The sequence below is a fragment of the Leptolyngbya sp. GB1-A1 genome (assembly GCF_039962475.1).
Taxonomy (GTDB): domain Bacteria; phylum Cyanobacteriota; class Cyanobacteriia; order Elainellales; family Elainellaceae; genus Leptolyngbya_A.
In genome coordinates this window covers 20,696-41,700 of record NZ_JAMPLI010000015.1, presented here as the reverse complement: position 1 = coordinate 41,700, position 21,005 = coordinate 20,696, and the positions used below count along the sequence as shown (strand labels likewise).

Here is a 21,005-nt window from a genome sequence, read left to right as displayed (position 1 = left end):
AGGAAAAGCTGTTCCAGGGAAATGGCATCAGAGAGAATGCGGTGAGGAAGTGATGCAGACTTTGAGGTCATCAAGCCCCACTGCTATGGCAATGGCAGGCAGAGATTTACGTTTGATGTCTGAGATTAGCCCCGAGTGCAAGAACTTGAAGGCTTCAAAGCTCCGCGCTTCGGGAAATAACGATTGAAACAATTGGCAGCACTCATTGAAAAAGGTCAAAGTTGGACGGACTTCTCTGGGGGAGGCATAGGGTCTATCTCCACCCCGAGGACTATGCCGTCTCATCTTTCGACATAGACGATCGCCCCTCCAGCAACAAAGGAAGCAATAAAAGTTCTACCCCAATCAGCAGCACAACAGAGATGCCAAACACGATCGTTCCAATGGCATTGAGCGAAGGGCTAAGATTGGCACCCAGGAAGGTATAGATTGACACGGGTAGCGTGGGTTCAAACCCTGATACAAACCAGGCGATGATAAATTCATCAAAGGAAAAAGTAAATGCTAGCAACCAGGCTCCCGCAATTCCCGGAATTGCCCAGGGTAGAATCACGCGGTAAAGTGCCTGCCACTCATTCGCGCCCAAATTCCAGGCGGCTTCTTCGATATCTTTTGGCATTTGAGCCAAGCGTAGACTGACTAGCGCGATCGCGGTCGGCATCAGAATGACGACATGAGTAAGGAAGACGCTCAGGATTTGTCCTTGCAGATTGAGACGAGATAGTAGTCCCAGAAATGCGACCCCCAGGATTAAGGGCGGCACCAGAATCGGCACAATGAATAGCGTAGACAAGAAGCTCTTGCCCGGAAAGTCAAATCGATTCAGGGCGTAGGCAGCAAAGAAGCCAATCGCCGTTGCGGCTGCCGCTGCCAGGGGTGACACAATCAGGCTGCGCTGAAGGGCTTGCAGCAATCGACCATCCGTCAGCAATTCCTGATACCACTGCATTGTCCATCCTGCCCAGGGCAAAGTTGGAAAACGGGCATCTTCAAAGGAAAACGCAATCAGGGTGACAATCGGCAGCATCAGAAAAATAAATCCTATTAGCAGGTAGCCCCATCCCGCGATCGCCAGCCCTAAGTCAATGCCCCGTTTCTGCGGTGCGCTCATGTTCACTGCTCCGATTCAGCCAGTTTAAATCCAGTTACCAAAATCACAATCATGATGCCAATCAGGAGGGTTGCCAGGGCAGAAGTGCGCGGCAAATTGGTAGAAGCCGCATACTCGTTCAGGATGATGGTCGAGAATAGAGGGAATTTTCCCAAAATCGATTGACCTGTACCGCCGCCCAGAATCGTACCCGATAGCACATCCCCCAGGCTGATAATCAAACCAAAAACTGCGCTGTAAACAATTCCCGGCTTGCTGAGCGGCAGCACGACCCGCCAGAAGGTTTGCCACTGGGTTGCTCCTAAATTACGAGCTGCTCCCATTAAGGTGCGATCGACGTTTCGCAGCACCAGATAGAGAATCAAAATCATAATCGGGGCAAGGTAGTGCAGCAAACCAATGCGAGTGCCCCACTGAGTAAACATGATTTGCAATGGCTCTTTGATCCAGTGCAGTTGCACCAGCAGCGAATTGAGCAAGCCGTTATTGTTGAGGATGGTTTGCCAGGCGTAAAGGCGGAGAATATAGCTTGTCCAGAACGGCGTAATTGCCAGTACCAGAAGCAATCTCTGAAGTCGTTCGGGGACTAAAAACACTAATGCCATCGCGAAGGGATAGCACAGCAGAATACCGAGTGCTGCTGTGGTAAAAGCGACCCAGAGCGATTGGGCGATCGCATAGCCATAGCGCGACCGTGCAAAGAATTGACTGAAAATATCCAGGTAATTCGACAGAGAAAAGCCGGGAACTGCTCGATAATTTTCGACGCTCCAAAATCCAATCCAGACGAGAAAGAGCAGGGGCATCAGGAAAAGAATGCTGTCGTAAATAACGGCAGGTGCAAGACAAAAATATTTCAGGAGACTGGTTTCTTGAGGCAGCCAGCGGGCGCGCGATCGCCGAGGGGAAATCGGAAGTTGCTTGGTCACAATCGTCATTTCCTCACTATTTCCTCACTGAATCCGTTCGCCTAGTAAAACGGTGTCCTGAGTTTTCCAGACGAGTTGCAATCTGGAATTAATCGGAACTGCCAGAGTGTGATCGAGGGCTTCTTGACGAATCATTCGCACTTCGTAGCCCGTGTCGGTTTCCAAAAAATAGATCACCTGCGATCCCATAAATTCAAAGCCTCGCAGTGTCGCATCAATTTTGTTTTCTAGTCTGTTTTCCACTGAACCCTCTGTGGAAGCGAGCGCAACCCGTTCAGCGGGAACCACGATCGTCACCCGTTTACCCTGAAGGGGGAACGGCGAAGCCTCGCCCACCTGATGCGGCTGCTCACGCCAGAGTGCTTGCATCGTGCCTTGCGGACAGCGAACCGTTACCCGGTCTGGACTGACACTGATCACCTCACCGTCAAACAGATTGTTGTTTCCTACAAACTCGGCAACAAAGTGGGTTGCTGGACGGCTGTAAATTTCCGCAGGCGTTCCCACCTGTTCAATCCTGCCCCCATTCATCACCACGACGCGATCTGCCATCGAAAACGCTTCGTTCTGATTGTGAGTGACATAGATAAACGAAATGCCCAACGACTGCTGGAGCCGCTTTAGTTCACCCTGCATCCGCACCCGTAGATGGGGGTCGAGGGCACTCATTGGTTCATCGAGCAGCAGAATTTTGGGTTCGGTGATCAGGGCACGGGCGATCGCCACGCGCTGTTTTTGCCCGCCGCTTAATTGGCTAATCCGGCGATCGAGCAACGGCTCCAGGTGCATCATTGCAGCAATTTCTCGCACTTTGCGCTTGACCTCTGCTTTGCGATGAGTCATCAACGTCAGCCCAAAGGCAATGTTTTGCTGCACGTTAAGGTGGGGAAACAAAGCAAAGCACTGCCAAACCATTGGTGTATTGCGCCGGTGCACCGAAAGAGCGGTAATGTCTTTCTCCTGAAGTCGAATCTCACCCGATGTCATTCCTTCCAGCCCGGCAATGATTCGCAGGAGTGTTGTTTTCCCGCACCCACTCGGACCCATAATCGCAATGAACTCCCCTGCCTTGACCCTCAAATCGATGTTCTCCAGCACCTTGAGCGAGCCAAACTGCTTCGAGACTCCGCAAATCTCTAAATCGTGAGCAGTCGAAGCCGTTGCGCTCTCCGTTACCGATGAGTCAAGGTTTGCCCTCGCAGATGGGTTCGATTGCAGCCCGGTCGCAGAAGAATGGTTCATAGGAATAAAGATTTGATCGGATGAGGGAATTGGGGAGAAATCAGACATCAACCCGTCGCTTGAGCAAGCTTGCTCTCCACTAGCTGGTCTTAAATTCGTTGTAGAGGTCTTGCCAAACCTTTTCGGGCTGATTGACGGGCAGCTGACGGGCACGGGTGCGCTCTAGTTGCACCTCCACAAGCGTCTTGTTAGGATTAGCTTTATCTGGAACGTACCCCAGCAGTTGCTTCTCCGCATCGCTCATAAACTGAGGGGCTTTCAGGTTCGGTGCTATGCCCTTGTAGGCTTTCGCGTTTGCTAGCTTGGCTTGAGTTTCGGGCAGCGTCATGTACTGTACCCACTTCAGTGCGAGTTCCTTATTTTTGCTTGCAGAGCAGAGCGTTGCGCCTTCGCTCCAGCGAATCGATCCTTCTTGGGGAACGACTGCCGCAAAGTTTGTTTTGCCGTCTGCGATCGCATTCTGAATCAACCAATCTCCCACGGGGCCTGCAATTACGCTTTCGTTGATAAAGGCATTGGTAATGTCTTGAATATTAGGCGTAATCAGCGCCACGTTCGGTTTGACTTTAATCAGCCAGTCCTTCACCTGCTGCAGCTGCTGCTCTGTCAACGCATAAGGATTTGGGTTGTCGGGAAAGAGTGCAAGACTGGCGTTGCCCATGTTGGGAAGATACCAGTCAAAAAAGGCAACCTTACCCTTTAGTTTCGGGTTGGTGAGAAAATTCCAGCTAGTGACTTCTTCGGGCTGAATATATTTGGTGTTGTAGGCAATGCCATAGTTGCCAAAGCGAGTTCCCACTGCCATCATTTGATCTTCCAGAAAGAAGCCAGGAAATTTTTGATAGCCAGCCGTAAAGTTTTGCAGATCGGGAAAATCAGCCGGGTTAAGGGAATCGATCGCGCCTAGCTGCATGAGTTTGGTGACATATTCCCCATCGGAGATAATGCCATCAAATGTGCCGGGCGGAGACTGATTAAAGAACTGAAGCATTTGTTCGCCACCCACATAGGTTTTGAACTCAACCTTGACGTTATTGTCCTGCTCGAACTTCCCAATAATCTCCGGCTCGTCATAGCCTGCCCAGGACAAAATCCGAAGCGTGCCGCCGCCACCCGACGCAGCAGGGCTGGCTCCTGTCGAAGCTTGTTCCTGAGCGTTCGCACAGCTTGTTAGCTTGGTGGTTGCTGCGGTGAGCGTTGCCAGAGACGCATGCTGGATAAACTTACGGCGCGTAATCGACTGCAAAAAAGAGGCGTTAGAAGAATCCGAGTTTCTGTAGTTCATAGCAGTGCTAATGAGAGGAAGGATGAAATCGAACAAAACTTGTTGAACAACTTGCGGTGTTTTCTAGGGCTCAGGAAGATAGGGGTAAAATCACTTCGGCAACATTTGCAGGCGAAGGACTTCGATCGCAATAGGCCGTATTCAATCGCTGAATCGGTAATGGCTGACTCAGCATTTTTTGAAATGCCGTATCCATCATCGGACGCAGCGTTTGGCTTTGTTGATGCCACTGGTCGCGATAGCTGCGATAGGCTGCCAGATGCTCTCCCAGTTCTGCCAAAAGGTCGGACTCATTGACCGTCAAAACCTGTCCATCTTTCACAATCAGTTGTCCGTTTACATAAACCTGACGAATCGATCGCCCCCGCTCCGAATACACCAGATGAATGGGAAGTTGATTGCGCGGGGTAAAGGTCAGGGAGTTGAGGTCATACAGCACAAAATCGGCTTTCATTCCCGGCGCGATCGCCCCGATCTGGTCTTGCAGCAGTGTGGATCTCGCGCCGCCCCTGGTTGCCCATTTGAGCACATCAGCTGCCCTGGGATAAAACTTGCGATCGCCATCGGTTGCAGAATGTACTAAGCCCGCCATTTTGATTACATCAAACAGGTTAAAGCTGTCCATGCCATCAGTCCCCAGCGCAAGATTGACTCCGGCTGCCATCAACTCGCGAATTGGCGCAATTCCACTGCACAAACGATGATTACTGACGACGTTATGAACCACCGTTGCTCCGGCTTCTGCCACTAAATCAATATCCGCCTGCGATAGCCAGACTCCGTGCGCGATCGTTGTTCGGTGCGTCAAAATCCCGTGTCGTTTTGCATAGGCAACGACTGATTCTCCGTAAAATTCTGCGCCGGTCACTGCCTGCATTCGGGTTTCCAGCAGGTGCGTGTGAATGGGCACGTTGAATTCTTCTGACAGGGCGGCAATCTGATGCATCAGTTCAGGGGTAACTCGCTGCGATGCGGAGGGAGCCAGGACGGTGGTAATCAGGTCTGCCTGTCTGTGCCAGTCTCGGTAGAGTTGCCGGAAGACGGATTCCCACTCGGCTGGAGTACAGGTACTTACTGAAATAAAGCTTTGCTTCTGCTCATCGCTCAGGTGGTCAGCCAGATAAGGAACCGTTTCGTGAAGCGGCTTATTGATGGCGTGAACCGATAAACTTGCCCGCACCCCTAAATCAACGTATGCCTGTGCCACTGCCCCAAACATTTCGGGGGGAGTATAGGGCAATGCGTAGATGTCGTCTTGCATTGTGGTTGTGCCATGCTTCACCGCTTCCAGGGCTGCGACCATTGTGCAGAGGTAATGCAGGCGGGGGTTTAGTCGCTCGTTAGGGGGCAGATACAGCATCCACTGCTCTAAAGGCAATGCTTCATAGCCACACTTTTCTAAAACTCCTACGGTCGTATGGGTGTGAGCATCCACAAAGCCAGGAATTAACAAGAGATCAGTCGCATCGACAATTTGATCGGCAGTAACGTCTAGCTCTGGGGCAATTTGGATAATACGATCGCCTTCAATGAGCAGATCCACACAGCAAGGCGATAAATCCAAACTGCCATCCGGTTGTTGAACAAAGGGAAGAACAGTTGCGCGACGAATGAGTTTACGAAACATAGTGCCTACGAAACATAGTGCAGGGGACGACTAAAACGATGAATGGATAAAGACTGGCTAACAGCGGTTGACAGCATTTTTTCAACAGCAGGACGAATCCGCTCTGCCTGCTGCAAAATCTGCTTACGATGAACGGCGTATTCGGGCAAACGATCCTGCAACTCTGCCACGATATCGGCTTCGTTGACCGTTAACACCCGTCCCTGATCAACCACTAATTGACCATTGATAAAGACTTTGCGAATCGAACTGCCATTCTCGGCATACACCAGGTGAATCGGTAGTTGATAACGGGGAGTGAAACTGAGGGTATTGAGATCGTAGAGAACCAGATCGGCTTTCATTCCCGGTGCGATCGCCCCAATCTCGTTGTGCAGCAGGGCAGATCTGGCTCCTCCATAGGTTGCCCATTTCAATATATCTGCGGCTTTCGGGTAGCGATCGTAGGAAGTATCCATCGCCGAATGCACCAGCCCTGCGGCTTTAATTACATCAAATAGATTAAAGGAATCATTGGAACTCATGCCGTCTGATCCCAGCGCAATGTTGACTCCCGCATCCATTAATTCTCGAATTGGTGCAATGCCACTGCACAGGCGATGATTGCTGACCACGTTGTGAATCACCGTTGCTCCGGCTTCTGCAATCAGTTCAATGTCTTGTGTGGATAGCCAGACTCCGTGGGCGATCGCCGTTCGATGCGTCAAAATGCCGTGTCGCTTTGCATAGGCAACGACTGATTCTCCATACAGTTCTGGTCCGGTAATTGCCTGGGTTTTGGTTTCCAGCAGATGCGTGTGAATGGGCACATCGTATTCTTCAGATAGGGTAGCAATCCGGTGCATCAAATCAGGCGTGACGCGCTGCGATGCAGAAGGAGCCAAAACAGTTGTCACCAATCCTCGATAGCCCTGCCATTTTTGGTAAACCTGACGAAACAAATCAACCCACGCATCATCAGAAAGTCCCTGAGCCGCTTCTAGATCCTGCTTCACGTCGGCGGGCAGGAAGTCGCTCAAATAAGGAACAGTGTGGTGCAGCGGTTGGTTGATTGTGTGGAGCGAGAGACTGACTCGCATCCCGACATCAACATAGGCTTGGGCAACCGCATCAAAAATTTCTGGCGTAACATAGGGCAGCTCCAGCAAATCATCCTGAATTGTGGTTCCCCCATATTTCACCATCTCCATTGCACCGATTAGCGTGCGGAGGTAGCACAAACGCGCATCAAGGTGCTGGGATTGCAATGGCGGGTAGGTATAAAGCATCCATAGCTCCAGGGGCGATGCTTCATGGTTACCCTTCTCCAAAATTTCCATTGAGTGAGCATGAGCATTGACAAAGCCAGGAATCAAAAGGTGATTTGCTGCATCAATCACTGAGGCGGACGGCGGCGCAGATTCAATGGCAGGAGCAACCTGAGCAATGCGATCGCCCTCGATCAACACATCAGCAATCTGAGGCTCTAAGTTCAGGGAACCGTTCGCTTGTCGCGTGAAGGGAAGAACGGTCGCATTTTTAATTAAAACAGTATTTTCCATTATCCTGATCCTTACGAAGGAGAACACAGAATCGAAGCAAATGGTTTAATCGTCGAAGAATACGGTTCATGATGCACTTGAGAGAAAAGATGAATCAATCCATAGATGCTGAAGAAGAATCAGGTGGAAGTGAGATTTGGAATGAAACCGCATTGCTGCATTAGCAAGTGCCAAACTGAAGACCAAGCTGTTTCAGCCATTTTCGGTAAGCAATCGACATTTTGTCGCAGGGAAAATGGAACTCCTGCTGCAAATTGAGCGGCAGCTGAGCGATCGAGGCTGAAGTTTGAATTGAAAAAACTGCTAAGAATTTAACGAATCACTAAAATCTTAATTGTCTTAGCCTCACTGTAAAGAAAGGAGCAACTCAAAAAAGTTATTTATAATACAACCGTAACTCCCTGAACTAGAGTTGCTATTTTGGTAATTAATACATCGAAAGTTGTGTTTTTCAAAGGCCATGACTCCAACCAATTCCGTTCCTCCAGCATCGATCGCCCTCGACGATCTCGATCGCGCGATTATCGGGCTGCTTAAAACCGATGGGCGCATGTCTTTTGCTGAAGTTTCTAAACGGCTGAATTTGCCGGAAGCAACTGCCCGCTATCGGGTGCAGCGACTCTTGCAGTCCAAGATCGTCAAGATTCACGCTACGCCAAATCCAGAGCATCTGGGTACACCTCGCGTCATGATTGTTCAACTCTTTGTGGAAAACGGCAAGATTGATGCAGTTGCAGCCGCACTGGTTGAAATCGACGAAGTTCAATTCGTTGCGGTTACTGCGGGTCATCACAATATCGTGGTTGATGTTTTCTTTGGAACGCACGATGAGCTGCTCAATTTTTATGCAAAGCTTCACGAAATTCCAGGCGTGATTCGCTATGAGTCGCAGGTCGTGATGAAGCTACTAAAAGCTGAGTACAAATATGTAATGAGCTAGCGTAAATGTTACTTTGCCTTCTCAAAATTGCTCAATTGCCTACTGCATAACGTTTTGGACAACCTGTCTATCTAAAAGTCAGGAAAGCTTGATTTGTGGCAGCATCTTTTTCTTCTGCTAAGGTATTCGTAACTAAAGCAATATGTTTTTGCTAAATTCTTCATCTGAAAATGCAGAAGTATTTTTTCATTGATGAAGAAGCAAAATGAATTGTGGATTTAGTAAGATAAACTCCGATTTTGTATTGAGAGCTACATCAACTGCGGCTTCAGTGCATTTATTCTGAACTCCAAGGCAGCAGAAAACGCAGGTCTTGCAAGATCGCTTGTTAAAAGGCAGAGCTAGTTAGGCAGAGTTAGTTAGGTAGAGCCAGTTAGATTAAAATCGTTAACCTGCACTTTGGCTCTGTAATAGACGCGAAAAAAGACGCGAAGAATCAATACTTTCAGCGATCGTGATTTGCTGCTCAACAGAATTCTTGAAAGAAAGCGAGTCTTCTATGCATCCACTAATGATGGGTTCATTGAGTTGGGTTGAGTACCAGCAGCGGCTTCAGGATGGAAATGCGATCGTCCTGATTCCCTGCGGTGCCCTGGAACAGCATGGTCCTCACTTACCGCTCGGTACAGATGCATTGCTTAGCACCGCGATCGCGCAAAGCGTGGCAGAGCAAATCAGCGGTATTGTTGCGCCAACCGTCAGCTATGGCTACAAGTCGCAGCCTAAGTCGGGCGGAGGACAGCACTTTCCAGGAACGACCAGTTTGGATGGCAACAGTCTGATCCAAATGATTCGAGATGTCGTGCGCGAACTGGCGCGACAGGGGGCAGATCAAATTGTTGTCCTGAACGGTCACTACGAAAATCAGTGGTTTCTCACCGAAGGAATTGAACTTGCCGTGCGCGATATGGGCAGTGCATCAAAACTGCGGGTGATGCGCGTCGAGTATTGGGAGTTTCTGACCGAGAACATTTTGGCTCAAGTCTTTCCAGACGGTTTTCCTGGCTTTGCGCTGGAACATGCTGCTGTGATGGAAACTTCACTGATGGCGCACTATCATCCGAAACTCGTCAGACTCGACCTCATTCCTGACGTTCCCCCTGTGGAATTTCCAGCCTATGACGTCTACCCTCAGCGTCCAGAGTGGGTTCCTGCATCGGGCGTTCTCTCTTCTGCCAAAGCTGCCACTGCTGAAAAAGGGGCACTGATGGCAGACCATCTCACCCGAACCATTGCAGCCGCCGTTCAACGGGAGTTTCAATTGAGTTCAGCCTTAGCTGCATCGAACGGAATGGCTGCGCTTCGCTAAACGATTTATCCGCGCTGATTTTCTCACTTTATTCTCGATTGCCTTTTCTTCATGCAGAATCCTGATATCGTTCCGATTCAGCCGATTAGCGGCACGGTTCTTCCCCGTTATGCGGGTGCCTCTACCTTTGCTCGATTGCCCGAACTGCGCGATGTGAACCACTGCGATGTCGCGATCGTCGGTATTCCTTTTGATGCGGGGACGAGTTTTCGTCCAGGGGCGCGATTTGGACCGCAGGCAATCCGTCAAGCGTCGCGAAATCTGCGGACGCAGTATCATCCTGCCTATAACGTGGAGCCGTTTATCGTGCAGCAGGTTGCCGATGCCGGAGATATTGCCTGTAATCCATATCATATTAATCAGGCGATCGAACAGATTGAAGCGGCTGCGACCGAACTTCTAGCACAGTGTGGGGCGATTGTAAGTTTAGGGGGAGATCATACGATCGCCTATCCGCTGCTGAAGGCAATTAATCAACGTTACGGACCCGTTGCACTCGTTCACTTCGATGCCCATCTCGATACCTGGGACACCTACTTTGGTGCGCCCTACACGCACGGAACCCCATTTCGCCGTGCGGCTGAAGCAGGCTTATTTTTAGACGATGCCTCAATCCATGTTGGCATTCGGGGTCCGCTCTATAGCCGCAATGATTTGAACAAAGATAGTGAACTGGGATTCAAAATTGTTCACTGTGATGAGTTTGAAACGATCGGCATCACTGGAGTTGTCGAGCGAATTCGGGAACGGGTCGGCGATCGTCCTTTGTATTTATCCATTGATATTGATGTGCTCGATCCGGCTCATGCACCGGGCACGGGCACGCCTGAAGTTGCAGGAATGACCAGTCGCGAATTATTGGGCGTGCTACGCGGACTGGCGGGTCTTTCGGTCATTGCTGCGGACGTTGTAGAGGTTGCACCTGCATACGACCATGCAGAGATTACCTCGCTTGCCGCTGCCACAGTGGCTTACGAACTGATAAACCTGCTGGCACTCAGTCCAAAACTCAGTCCAAAACTCAGTCCAAAACTCAATCCTCAATCAAGTCAGAATAATTCGCTCTCAAGTTCCTACCAGAGCGACGAGAACGTTTTATTGAACGAGTGAATGAATTGCAGAGGTTATTTGAAGCCATTTAATTAAAGATAGGGTGGTGTATTAAAGAATGCAGCGATCGCGGGAGCGGGTATCATTCGCTTACTTGGTTTTGAAGTGAAACAAGCAGTTGAGCAAGGGCATCTCTTGACCCTTACAAATCAAGCTTTGCTCTAACAATAGTCCCCAGGAACTTCCAACTTTGGGCGATCGCCTAAATGGTTTTAATGCAGAAATATTCCGCATTAGTTGGTGTGTTGTAATTCGCTTCAACAATCTCAAAACCTGCTCGCGTTAGCATTGCCTCGATAATCCATCCATAAGTGCTGTGTTCTTCCCGTACGTGCATCTCAAAATCTTTGGCTGTCCACCCTTCTCCAGCGGGTTTAGCAACCTGTTTAATCCAATCATTGATTGATGCTTCGTAGTCTGCGGCTGGAAAGGAGAAGATGACATCTCGCAGATAAAACACGCCGTTCGGCTTTAACATCGCCGCAATTCTCAGGAAAGCTGCCATCTTCCAAAAATCGGGGAGAATGTGCAGTGCATTTTTAGTGACGACGAAATCGACGAATTGGTCTTGATGCTCATAGCTTAGAAAGCCTGCCTGATGAAACTTGAGCGTAGTTACGCCTGCTTTTTGTGCTTTGTTTTGAGCATTGGTGAGCATCGCCTGTGAGATATCGATCGCGTGGACAGAAGCTCCCGTCAGCGCAGCTTGAATGGCAAAATTTCCTGTGCCCGCACCTAAATCAATAACCGTATGTTCCGCAGCAATTCCTAATCGGGTTACTAAAGCCTGTTCCTTTTCGGGTGTGCTCGATGTTTGATTGCGATCGTACACTGCAACCTGTGCAGCATCCTCAAAGTCGATGCCAGCCATAGTGGATTCATCAAAATACCAGGCAGGAAAAGTGGGCATCGGTTTCACCGAGTCGTAAATCGTCCCATTTCCGGCAAGGGCGAGGGACTTTGAATTTCTTTTGGTTCAATGTGGGCTGATCTGGGGTTTCTCATTCAAGATCATCTAGCCCCGATCTCCTGACTCCCGGTGAGCAGCCCGATAATGGGGAAACTGCCCCTTTCCTCCCAACCGTTGATCTGCAAAAGCGGCTCCTTTGAATACCAAAGCATCAATGAGGACAGGGATTGAGGATAGATCTCGTGGTTTTATTGGTTATTTGTCCTCAATCCGATTCAAATCCTTTTGGTTTAAATCCGGCGTTGCCGAATGCAAATACACAAAGTCACTGATTGGAGCAGGGCGGGGAAGGGCGGAAGAATAAGGGCAGTTTTTGTGTTTACACCAGGTCACTTTAATCAATGAAGTTCAATCAGGGTCAATCCATTCAATCGAATGAATTCAATTGAATCGATTCAGATCAATCAATGTTGATCGAGGTGGGACCCGATGAGGAACCGCTAGTTGCCCCTGCCGTTGCCGTGAGCGGAGCTTTGCGAAAATCTGCATAAAGCCGATCGCGCCAGTCCCAAAAAGGCTTGAGCAGCGGATCGTTGATTAGCTCGATCGTTCCTTTGCCTTTAATGGCGGCAGGCAGTTCCAGATACGACCCGATCGGAAACTTCACGTACATGGTCATGGCTGCAACTGCAAAATCTGCCAGCGTCGGCTGATCGCCTAGCAAATAAGGCTGATCGCGCAGCATCTCGCTCAGGGATTCCAAGCTGCGGTGCATTTCTTTGCGGGCAGACTTGATTGCATCAGGGCTAGCTCCTGCCCCAAACCCTACCAGATCGATCGCCTCACGCGGCACAGACTGAACTAAATTTCTCAAAAATCCGGGGGTTCCAGACGGCAGAGCCGAGGTCAAAAAGGTCGAATCCTGACCGACTGCGCTAATCAGCAGTTTTCGAGCATTGATGCCCACCGAATCGTCTGCCCACTGTTCTAAAATCAAACACTGCGATCGCCGCTGCGGCTCGGTCGGAATCAGCGGGCGTTCGGGATATTTGCGATCGAGGTAAAACGCGATTTCTGTAGAGTCAGCAATCACCTCGTTGCCATCCTTGAGGACAGGAACCTGCCGCTGCCCCGACATCCGAAAAATGTCAAGCTGCCCAATTCCTGGGGTGATCTCGATCTTGCGATAGGCTAAGCCCTTGTAGTCCAGAATTAGCCGCACTTTTTCACAGTAATGGGATAGCTCAAACTGGTAAAGCTCCAGCATGGTCGTCTCCTTGTTGATTGACTGTCGCTTTTAACTTAGCAAGTTTCTTCAGGATTCAGGCGACCCGTTCTGCATAATTTTTGTGCCGCTGAGGAGGAATTCAAGCGAACTTGATAGGATGCAAAGCAACAATACAAGACGAAAATGCAGCGGAAAGGCAGCACAATTCTCGTCATAAAATAAACAATCAATTTTGCGTTTAACTGAGATTTTTGTACCCTTCCCGCCGCATACAGCAAGGCACCTCTGCATTTTTTGTGATTCATTTAGCCAGTCCGGGAACAATGAACTCTGTAAACGCCAGTTTACGAAACAGAAGACACCTTGTAGGGCGATCGGTTCAGGGACAACCTATTCTGGACGGTCGCTTTTCTCACCCTATTTTCGGTCAAATTCTCGTACGGTAATCAAGCGAGCTTTGTAGAAAAACATCGGGTTTGTGCGACAATCGGGATTATTTTATCCCTAAGCAATGAAAGCCTATCTGCAAGCGAGCGAAGTGATTGATCACCAGCATCCAGAGGTTCTGGCACTTGCCAGGAAAATTGCAGCCGTACCGATGAACGAATCGATCGCTCCAGAAGGAAAACTGCTCCGCATTGCAGAAGGCTGTTTTGAGTGGGTGCGAGACGAAATCCATCATAGCTATGACTATCAGCTTAATCCTGTGACCTGTCGCGCTTCAGAGGTGCTTCGGCATCGAACAGGATACTGCTATGCGAAAAGCCATCTCTTAGCCGCACTGCTACGGGCAAACGGCATTCCAGCAGGGTTTTGCTATCAGCGACTGAGTGTGAATGATCAGGGTGCTCCCTACAGCCTGCACGGCTTTAATGCGGTTTATCTGCCCGAATCCGGGTGGTATCGGGTTGATGCCAGAGGCAATCGATCGGGGATTAATGCCCAATTTACGCCACCCCAAGAAAGATTGGCATACAAAATTCGGCTTCCTGAAGAAGCAGATTTTCCGGCAATTCTGCCAGAGCCGCTCCCGATCGTGGTCAACGCTTTGCAGTCCCACAAAACCTGGAATGCACTGCTGAAACAGCTTCCCGACGTTCCCCTGCAAGATGCAAACCGCTATGGATTAAATGCTGAATTACAGCGTTTTTCACTCTTATAAGGTACGGGGGTTCAGGGGCTGCGCCCCATTTTTTGCACTTCAATCGCCTGAACAAGGCTGTAAGCGCTGAATTTATCAAGAATGAAATCCAGCTACAGCAATGACTCAAACTCCGATCGCAACGCCTCCAGATCTGCCAGCCGTCCGACGAGCAAATTTTCACTGCCTGCCTCGGCGAGTCGTTTTTTCCAGCGATTGACCTGCTCTGCGTTGTTCAGCCAGAACTGAACGACTGTGTCCACCACCCGATCGAGGTTCCAGTTTTGGCGCATTGGCAGAGATTCGACAGATTCTAAAAAAGCGTCTAGCGTACAGTGATAGGAGCCGAAATAAGCTGCGCGTTCTGTTAGATCAATTCTGTTCTCCTGGCTCTGAAGCTGATGATTAAAAAAGTATAAAACTGGAGATACACCAATAATCTCGAATGTGTATTCCATACGAGCCTCTGTTGCTTGAGATGATGTAAGTTGTTTTTATTGTTGAGTGATTCTAACAAAGCTAAATTTAGTTTTTCTAGTTCTTCAGATACATTTTTAAATGTCAATCTTCAATCTCAATCTTTCACTCTATTTTTTACAAAAATTCAACCGATGCAGTGTTTATCTTCTAAATCAAGTCTTCTAAATCAAGCCTTCTGAAGAAAGTCTTAAATTCAGCCCGGTTTAACCCATGCCTCACCACTTGACCCTGCTACGCATCCCGCATGACGCAGCCTGACCTCCGCGCCCTCGCACAACAGGGAAATCCTCAGGCGATCGCCCTCTGGTTAAACCAGACCCTTCAGCCACGCGGAGTCACTGCCAAAGTGCTGACCAGAGCAAGCCTGCTCAAGATTTTGCTCATTGCCGATCGCCCTCTGGAACAGCAGGCATTTGTCGAACTGGTCAAGCAGCAGATTCGCGAGCTAGATTTGCCCCATCTTCAGCAGATTAAAGTTTACTGTCAGCTTGCTGGAAACGATCGTCCGACCTGGATTGCTGAGTTTTCTCCTATTCCATCCGAGTCTCAGAGCAGGGCACTCGTTCCCGTTTCTGCCAGCGTTGAGGAACCCAGACTGCCCCCCAAAAATCTTTCCTTCACGGTTCTGTTTCCCTATCGGGAGGTGTTGCGCCCAGAGCGATATCAAAGTGCGATCGTACGGCTGTTGCTGTTTTTGGGGCTTGTGCCGTTGATGATCAATCTGCTAGCGAAACAGGTAAGCCTTGCCCAAACCGCTTGGCTCACGGCAATTTATTATGCGATCGTCTGGGGTCTAGTGTTCTACCACCTGATCAAGCCGAGCCGGGTTTCCTGGGGTTATGCGATCGGGTGTGTTCTATTCACGGTGTTTATTAGTATTCCCGTGCTGCTGCTAGTGCAGCGGATTCCGCCGTTTAGCTTGCTCTATGGGGTAACAGAACAGGGGCTGCCGGGTCGTTTGATCGGGTTTGTGCTAGGGGTGGGGATTTTAGAGGAAGCTTGCAAGGCAATTCCGTTGCTTTTGCCGCTGCTGCACGCTCGCAGGCTCCCTGAGCCGCCCACGATCGCTTTTTATGGGGCGATGTCTGGCTTGGGGTTTGCCGTTGCTGAAAGTGGAGCCTATGCCGTGCAGTATGCGATCGGCTTAACGCGGGGACAGATTGATCTGGGAATGTATCTGGCAACCCATTCGATTCGCTTTGGGTCGCTGCCGCTCTTTCATGCCGTGCTGACGGGCATCGTGGGCTATTTTATTGGGCTGTCAGCTCGTTATCCCAGTCGCCGAGCCGCCCTACTGTTACTGGGTTTGACGATCGCCGCCGTTTTGCACGGACTTTATAATGCGGTTTCCGGCGGACTGCCCGGTTTAGGAGTCGTAGGTTTTAGCATTCTGCTGTTTGTCGCCTACCTCGATCGCAGTTCCCAAATCATGCAGTATCTTGAACAAATTGAGCAGGCCCGATCGCAGCGCCACTCCTTGTAGAAACTAAATGTAGAGTAGAAACTAAATGTAGAACCCCTGAGACTCCTCTAACCTGATCTAACCCTGCTCTTGCGTACAAACCACCAGCAATTCTTCGATCGCCCCCACCTTCAAGATCGGCACATTTAACGCCTGAGAAAGTTCGCTCACGGTCAGGTCATCCAGAAAGCGCTCGTCATCGTGCTTCAGCATCACCGCAGGCAGCAGAATTCCGTCCCCGAGGTCGCGTCCGCGCAGCGCGGTTAAAATGTCCTGTCCGGTAATCAGCCCTGTCACGCTGATCTGCTGTCCCCAATACTGGCTATTCAAGGCAACCAGATCAATCGTCAGTCCTTCCACCTGATTCAATCGCTGGACGATCGGCTGGAAGGCAAACTCCACTGCATTTCCCACAATCCAAGTGTAGCGGCGTGGCGTAGGCACACGGGGCGGAAGCTTTCTGGCAGCGGTCTGAAACTGCTTTAGAAATTGCTGGATTGAACCCACGCCATTCCCTAACTGCGGGTAATCTTCGTAATGCGATTCTGGCGGCAGTTCCTCGCGTCCAATCAAAAACCACTCGTCGGCTAACCAGGCAAAGGTGGTTCCTATCTGCTGACGGAATTTTGCCTGTAAGGGCTGTACCTGAGCAATCACTTCTCGCGCTTTTTCCGGTGTGACGGGCACAAGTTCATCTTCGGCAGGACGAAAGCGAGTTAAGCCAACGGGGACGATCGCCGCCGATGCCACAGTGGGAATCTCGCCTTTGTGAAACTGCGCCAGATCGTGCAAAGTTCGCTCTAGATGCATGCCGTCGTTGATGCCCGGACAAACCACCACCTGAGCATGAATTTGCAGCCGATGCTGCTGAAACCAGCGAAGCTGATCGAGCAATTGTCCGGCACGCGGATTCTTGAGCAGTCGGGTTCGTACTTCTGGCTCCGTGGCATGAACCGAGACAAACAGGGGCGAAAGGCGCATCTGAGCAATCCGATCCCATTCTTTTGAAGTCAAATTAGTCAGCGTCAGATAGCTGCCGTACAGAAAGCTGAGGCGATAGTCGTCGTCTTTCAGATACAGGCTTTGCCGCTTGCCGGGAGGTTGCTGGTCAATAAAGCAAAAGGGACAGCGATTGTTACACTGAATTAGCCCATCAAACAGCGCTGACTCAAACTCCAGTCCCAGATCGTCGTCATAGTCCTTTTCGATCTCAACGATGTGAGCTTTGCCTTTGGCATCCAGTACTTCTAGCTCCAGCACCTCATCTGCGCAGAGAAACTGATAATCAATCAAATCGCGCGGCGGCTGTCCGTTAATTGCCACCAGTCGGTCGCCCGGCTCAAAACCAACCTCGGCGGCGATCGATTCCGGCAGAACGCGGGTAATCAAAGCAGGACGCAGCGTAGACTCACTCATGGATCTTATGAAATTACACCAGCAGCAAAAATAAGCAGCCGTCAGATTCGGTTCTAGATCGACTCAAAATCCCTCAATCAAACCTTTTCCGACCTCTATTTCATAGTAGCGTTCTGGTTAGAGCGAAAGAGGCTTCTGGGCAGCCCGAATTGAATCAGTTGCTGAGTGCAGCAGCTTCCATGCGACGCCGATGCCATGCTGAAAATTAAACTTTTTGCCGAGGCCATCAATCATCGTCAATCTCTGCGGTTGATTGCGATCGCCCCAACCTTGCACCAAAAAATTCTACCGATCGCGAATCTAGCCGCTGCTTAATTGAGTAGGGACAGGCATTACAAACCTAGTTAAAACGACGGTGAGAAACATCTACAAGCTCAAATGCTTTCTTGCTTGTTGAGTAAGGCAACATCCGAGCTAAAAAAATGCCGTGAGTCAATTACTAGCGTCACGCTTTGAGTGCTAATTGACCTGATTTTTGTCAAATTTAAGGAATTTGACAGATTAAAAACGGAAAAATGCCAGTCTGTCTCCGCTCTTTCACTGCCTGTAGCAAGTTCACAGCAAAATAAGAGGCTTTGCTTCAATACTTTAAAGCCTCCCGGTTCGTCAAATTACCTTGTCGGGCTTATCTTGTCAGACTTATTTTGTCAAACTTTTCGCGTTCATCCGTCAGGATGAAGATTAGCTAGAAAAGTGTCATGAGGTTTGACAGAAGCGACCCTCCTGCCAAATTTGCTTTGCCTCAGACACTTCTCAACTTTGCAAGATTTTGTTTTCCAGAATCAAACCTTCAAGGCTTTATTCCTCGAAATCCTCGCCTTCAAGTTGCTTTAAGCGAATGTGTTTCCGACCGAGAGAGATTTCAAATTCATCTCCTGGCTTCAAATCCATTTGCTTGGTATAGGCAGCCCCAATCAGCAGATTACCATTTGCCTGAACCGTAATTCGATAGCTGGCACTGCGTCCACCACGACCGTTGCTGCCCTGCTTGCCATCGAGTTCAATCTCTTTTGCTTCCAGAAGGGCATTGTAGAACTTCATCATGTTGACGCGCTCTACGCCATTTTTGGTAATGGTGTAATAGCCACACTCTTTCGCCTTTTCTTCTTTGCTGACGTGCTCTAGTTCTTTAACCTTCGTCAGAAGGGCTTCTCCGGTTAAAGGCTCTATCTTTTTCTTTTTACTCATTCGTTTGGGCTGGATCATTGATTAGGAACGGTGGCACCTCACAGTGAGATACTGCCATGAGAGACTCCTGTGAGATACTACGATGGAATACAATTTCGCTGATAATCTCGCTATAGATAATTCTGTCATCATTCATCTATCGCTTTGCATCAGCTTTTGAATCTATATTACCGTGGTCAGTCAACTTTTTTCCATGTGATTTGTATTAAAATGCAAGCTTTTTGATCGACTCAAATGATTTTGACTTTACTAATCCTGATCGATCGTTCTAGCATTACAGAGTCATATTACAAATCTGGATCACCCTGCTCAGGAACTAAAAGGTTTCAATATAGCGCAGGTCTGAAAAAGCGGATTACTTTTTTTCTCATGAACTCAGCATCATGCTGCTTGTCCGCCCTCAATAATTTCGGTTTTAAATAGGCAGGGTCAGCGTTCACCCTAGTTCATCGATTCGCTCCAATAGACAACTCCTTGGGGCTGTCCCTTCCAATTGATAATCAAGCGAAAAAACGATTCATTCAGCCTGATCGATAATAGAGTGGCTGCAATCCGATCGCTGCCTTTTCGTAATTGAATTTTATTAAGGATGGCTTATTTAAGGATTGAATGAAGCTCACCACTCGCGGACACTACAGCGTCAAAGCCCTGCTCGACTTAAGCTTTCAGCCCCGATATCAGCCCACTTCTGTTCGGGCAATTGCTCAACGCCAGGACATTCCCGCTCCCTATCTCGAGAAACTGTTAATTGAGCTGCGGCGTGCCGGACTCGTGGAATCGGTGCGCGGGTCTCAGGGGGGCTACAAACTGGCACGTCTTCCCGCCCAAATTTCCCTCGGTCATATCCTGGAAGCCGTCGGTGAAACGATCGAACCCCTGCCGCGCCTCACACCCGAAGCCAATCAGGTAGAAGATTGGGTGACATTTACCCTCTGGCAGCGACTTCACACCAAATTAAAAGAAGCTCTCTATAGCATTACCCTCGAAGACCTGTACTACGATGCCCGCAGTCGGCAGGCAGCTCAGGGCGAATCCGCTAGCTTTGTGGTTTAATTCCGATTTAAACTTGACACTCCCCACTTCAATTCGCGAGAATGGTCTCTTGGCGTTTAATCGCTCGGACCAGGTTTAACGGCAAAATGCCCGGACTGCTTGGCGATCGCTCTGCAAAAAATGCTGAGTAAAAAATGCTGAGTAAAGCGTGTTGATAAGGGAGGGCTGATACCCTGACCGATCGCGCTCCTGGCTACCTGTACGGCAATCTTTGAGGAATATCATGACATACGCAATTATTGAAACGGGCGGCAAGCAGTTTCGGGTCGAACCCGGTCGCTTCTACGATGTTGAGCGGCTCGCCGTTGATACAGATGGGGCAGTGACGATCGATCGCGTTCTCTTTGTCGAAAACGATGGGGAGATTTCGATCGGGCAGCCAATGGTTACAGGGGCAACGGTAGAGGCAACGGTGCTGCGTCATTTTCGCGGACGGAAGGTGCTGATCTACAAAATGAAGCCTAAGAAAAAGACTCGCAAAAAGCGGGGACACCGTCAGGAAATTACGCGCCTGATGATCAATTCGATCTCGCTAAATGGTGCGATCGTGGCGGGAAGGGCAGCGGCTCAAGCAGCATCTGAGGCTGAAGCAGCACCCGAAGCGGTAGCCGCCGAATAATTCGGGCTAAACTCGATCGCAGGCAGTTCGCATTCATTCTGAATCAGGATTTATCCTGGTCAAAGTTCTACCCTAGTCAACATTCGAGGAAACGATGGCTCACAAAAAAGGGACGGGCAGTACCCGTAACGGTCGAGATTCTAATGCTCAACGGCTGGGCGTGAAGCGCTTTGGTGGTCAGGTTGTGCGTGCTGGCAATATCCTGGTACGGCAACGGGGCACGAAGTTTCACCCCGGCGTCAACGTTGGGCGCGGCAACGACGACACGCTGTTTGCCCTGGTCGATGGCGTGGTCACTTTTGAACGCAAAGGCAAGAGCCGCCAAAAGATTAGCGTTTATCCGGCTCCTGCAACGGCTCCGGTTGAAGCGGCAATGGTTTAATCCCAGGCTGTACTGGCTTAATTCTGAGAATT

At 49.6% G+C, this 21,005-nt stretch carries 21 protein-coding genes and 1 pseudogene; 9 read left to right on the top strand and 13 right to left on the bottom strand.

Going from position 1 to position 21,005, the window contains the following annotated elements:
- Positions 1 to 40: 40 nt before the first annotated feature.
- The 7 genes and pseudogenes from NDI45_RS15745 to NDI45_RS15715 all read right to left on the bottom strand — a co-directional run.
- Positions 41 to 285 (bottom strand): annotated as a pseudogene (locus NDI45_RS15745) (hypothetical protein); the annotation flags it as partial.
- Positions 272 to 1,111, bottom strand: coding sequence for an ABC transporter permease (locus NDI45_RS15740; protein ID WP_190790557.1), 840 nt, complete (start codon positions 1,109 to 1,111; stop codon positions 272 to 274). The gene NDI45_RS15740 and the pseudogene NDI45_RS15745, both read right to left, overlap by 14 nt.
- A 2-nt stretch (positions 1,112 to 1,113) precedes the next feature.
- The gene (locus NDI45_RS15735; protein WP_348247884.1) at positions 1,114 to 2,040 is read right to left on the bottom strand and encodes an ABC transporter permease; all 927 of its coding nucleotides are present in this window, start codon (positions 2,038 to 2,040) and stop codon (positions 1,114 to 1,116) included.
- Positions 2,041 to 2,064: 24 nt separating this feature from the next.
- The gene (locus NDI45_RS15730; protein WP_348247883.1) at positions 2,065 to 3,282 is read right to left on the bottom strand and encodes an ABC transporter ATP-binding protein; all 1,218 of its coding nucleotides are present in this window, start codon (positions 3,280 to 3,282) and stop codon (positions 2,065 to 2,067) included.
- Between the two features lie 79 nt (positions 3,283 to 3,361).
- Positions 3,362 to 4,567: an extracellular solute-binding protein gene (locus NDI45_RS15725; protein WP_348247882.1), complete on the bottom strand. Its 1,206-nt coding sequence runs from the start codon at positions 4,565 to 4,567 to the stop codon at positions 3,362 to 3,364.
- 70 nt (positions 4,568 to 4,637) lie between these two features.
- Positions 4,638 to 6,194: an amidohydrolase family protein gene (locus NDI45_RS15720; RefSeq protein ID WP_348247881.1), complete on the bottom strand. Its 1,557-nt coding sequence runs from the start codon at positions 6,192 to 6,194 to the stop codon at positions 4,638 to 4,640.
- Between the two features lie 5 nt (positions 6,195 to 6,199).
- The gene (locus NDI45_RS15715) at positions 6,200 to 7,735 is read right to left on the bottom strand and encodes an amidohydrolase (protein WP_348247880.1); all 1,536 of its coding nucleotides are present in this window, start codon (positions 7,733 to 7,735) and stop codon (positions 6,200 to 6,202) included.
- A 460-nt stretch (positions 7,736 to 8,195) separates the two neighbouring features.
- Between NDI45_RS15715 and NDI45_RS15710 the strand changes: the two genes are divergently transcribed.
- From NDI45_RS15710 to speB, 3 genes are all read left to right on the top strand, one after another.
- On the top strand, positions 8,196 to 8,675 hold the full coding sequence (locus NDI45_RS15710) for an Lrp/AsnC family transcriptional regulator (protein ID WP_190790563.1): 480 nt from the start codon (positions 8,196 to 8,198) through the stop codon (positions 8,673 to 8,675).
- Positions 8,676 to 9,174: 499 nt separating this feature from the next.
- Positions 9,175 to 9,984, top strand: coding sequence for a creatininase (locus tag NDI45_RS15705; protein ID WP_190790564.1), 810 nt, complete (start codon positions 9,175 to 9,177; stop codon positions 9,982 to 9,984).
- A 51-nt stretch (positions 9,985 to 10,035) separates the two neighbouring features.
- Positions 10,036 to 11,094, top strand: a complete 1,059-nt coding sequence (gene speB / locus NDI45_RS15700; protein ID WP_348247879.1) for an agmatinase — start codon at positions 10,036 to 10,038, stop codon at positions 11,092 to 11,094.
- A 202-nt stretch (positions 11,095 to 11,296) separates the two neighbouring features.
- Here speB and NDI45_RS15695 read toward each other — a convergent pair whose 3' ends face one another.
- Both NDI45_RS15695 and NDI45_RS15690 read right to left on the bottom strand, forming a co-directional pair.
- Positions 11,297 to 12,004, bottom strand: coding sequence for a class I SAM-dependent methyltransferase (locus NDI45_RS15695; protein ID WP_190791439.1), 708 nt, complete (start codon positions 12,002 to 12,004; stop codon positions 11,297 to 11,299).
- Positions 12,005 to 12,464: 460 nt separating this feature from the next.
- A complete protein-coding gene (locus NDI45_RS15690; protein WP_190791438.1) occupies positions 12,465 to 13,271 on the bottom strand; it encodes a glutathione S-transferase family protein in 807 nt (268 codons plus the stop codon).
- 472 nt (positions 13,272 to 13,743) lie between these two features.
- Here NDI45_RS15690 and NDI45_RS15685 point away from each other — a divergent pair, with 472 nt between their 5' ends.
- Positions 13,744 to 14,394 (top strand): transglutaminase family protein, encoded by a 651-nt coding sequence (locus NDI45_RS15685; RefSeq protein WP_190791437.1) that lies wholly within the window; start codon positions 13,744 to 13,746, stop codon positions 14,392 to 14,394.
- 92 nt (positions 14,395 to 14,486) lie between these two features.
- On the opposite strand, the gene NDI45_RS15680 is transcribed toward NDI45_RS15685, so the two are convergent.
- On the bottom strand, positions 14,487 to 14,831 hold the full coding sequence (locus NDI45_RS15680) for a hypothetical protein (protein WP_190791436.1): 345 nt from the start codon (positions 14,829 to 14,831) through the stop codon (positions 14,487 to 14,489).
- Between the two features lie 266 nt (positions 14,832 to 15,097).
- On the opposite strand from NDI45_RS15680, the gene NDI45_RS15675 reads away from it, so the two are divergent.
- Positions 15,098 to 16,336: a PrsW family glutamic-type intramembrane protease gene (locus NDI45_RS15675; protein WP_348247878.1), complete on the top strand. Its 1,239-nt coding sequence runs from the start codon at positions 15,098 to 15,100 to the stop codon at positions 16,334 to 16,336.
- Positions 16,337 to 16,393: 57 nt separating this feature from the next.
- On the opposite strand, the gene NDI45_RS15670 is transcribed toward NDI45_RS15675, so the two are convergent.
- On the bottom strand, positions 16,394 to 17,731 hold the full coding sequence (locus tag NDI45_RS15670; RefSeq protein WP_190791434.1) for a TIGR03279 family radical SAM protein: 1,338 nt from the start codon (positions 17,729 to 17,731) through the stop codon (positions 16,394 to 16,396).
- A 165-nt stretch (positions 17,732 to 17,896) separates the two neighbouring features.
- Between NDI45_RS15670 and NDI45_RS15665 the strand changes: the two genes are divergently transcribed.
- Positions 17,897 to 18,046 carry a hypothetical protein gene (locus NDI45_RS15665; RefSeq protein WP_206755058.1) on the top strand — a complete coding sequence of 50 codons (150 nt, stop codon included), beginning with the start codon at positions 17,897 to 17,899 and terminating at the stop codon, positions 18,044 to 18,046.
- 483 nt (positions 18,047 to 18,529) lie between these two features.
- Here the strand turns inward: NDI45_RS15665 and NDI45_RS15660 are convergent, their stop codons facing one another.
- Positions 18,530 to 18,919: an AbrB family transcriptional regulator gene (locus tag NDI45_RS15660; RefSeq protein WP_190791433.1), complete on the bottom strand. Its 390-nt coding sequence runs from the start codon at positions 18,917 to 18,919 to the stop codon at positions 18,530 to 18,532.
- Positions 18,920 to 19,528: 609 nt separating this feature from the next.
- Between NDI45_RS15660 and NDI45_RS15655 the strand changes: the two genes are divergently transcribed.
- A complete protein-coding gene (locus NDI45_RS15655) occupies positions 19,529 to 19,972 on the top strand; it encodes an Rrf2 family transcriptional regulator (protein ID WP_190791432.1) in 444 nt (147 codons plus the stop codon).
- Positions 19,973 to 20,047: 75 nt separating this feature from the next.
- Here NDI45_RS15655 and NDI45_RS15650 read toward each other — a convergent pair whose 3' ends face one another.
- Entirely contained in the window at positions 20,048 to 20,197 is a 150-nt protein-coding gene (locus tag NDI45_RS15650) for a hypothetical protein (protein ID WP_190791431.1), read from the bottom strand.
- Between NDI45_RS15650 and rplU the strand changes: the two genes are divergently transcribed.
- Entirely contained in the window at positions 20,196 to 20,591 is a 396-nt protein-coding gene (rplU, locus tag NDI45_RS15645; protein WP_190791430.1) for a 50S ribosomal protein L21, read from the top strand. The genes NDI45_RS15650 and rplU overlap by 2 nt on opposite strands.
- A gap of 94 nt (positions 20,592 to 20,685) precedes the next feature.
- Positions 20,686 to 20,973: a 50S ribosomal protein L27 gene (gene rpmA / locus NDI45_RS15640; protein WP_190791429.1), complete on the top strand. Its 288-nt coding sequence runs from the start codon at positions 20,686 to 20,688 to the stop codon at positions 20,971 to 20,973.
- Positions 20,974 to 21,005: the final 32 nt, after the last annotated feature.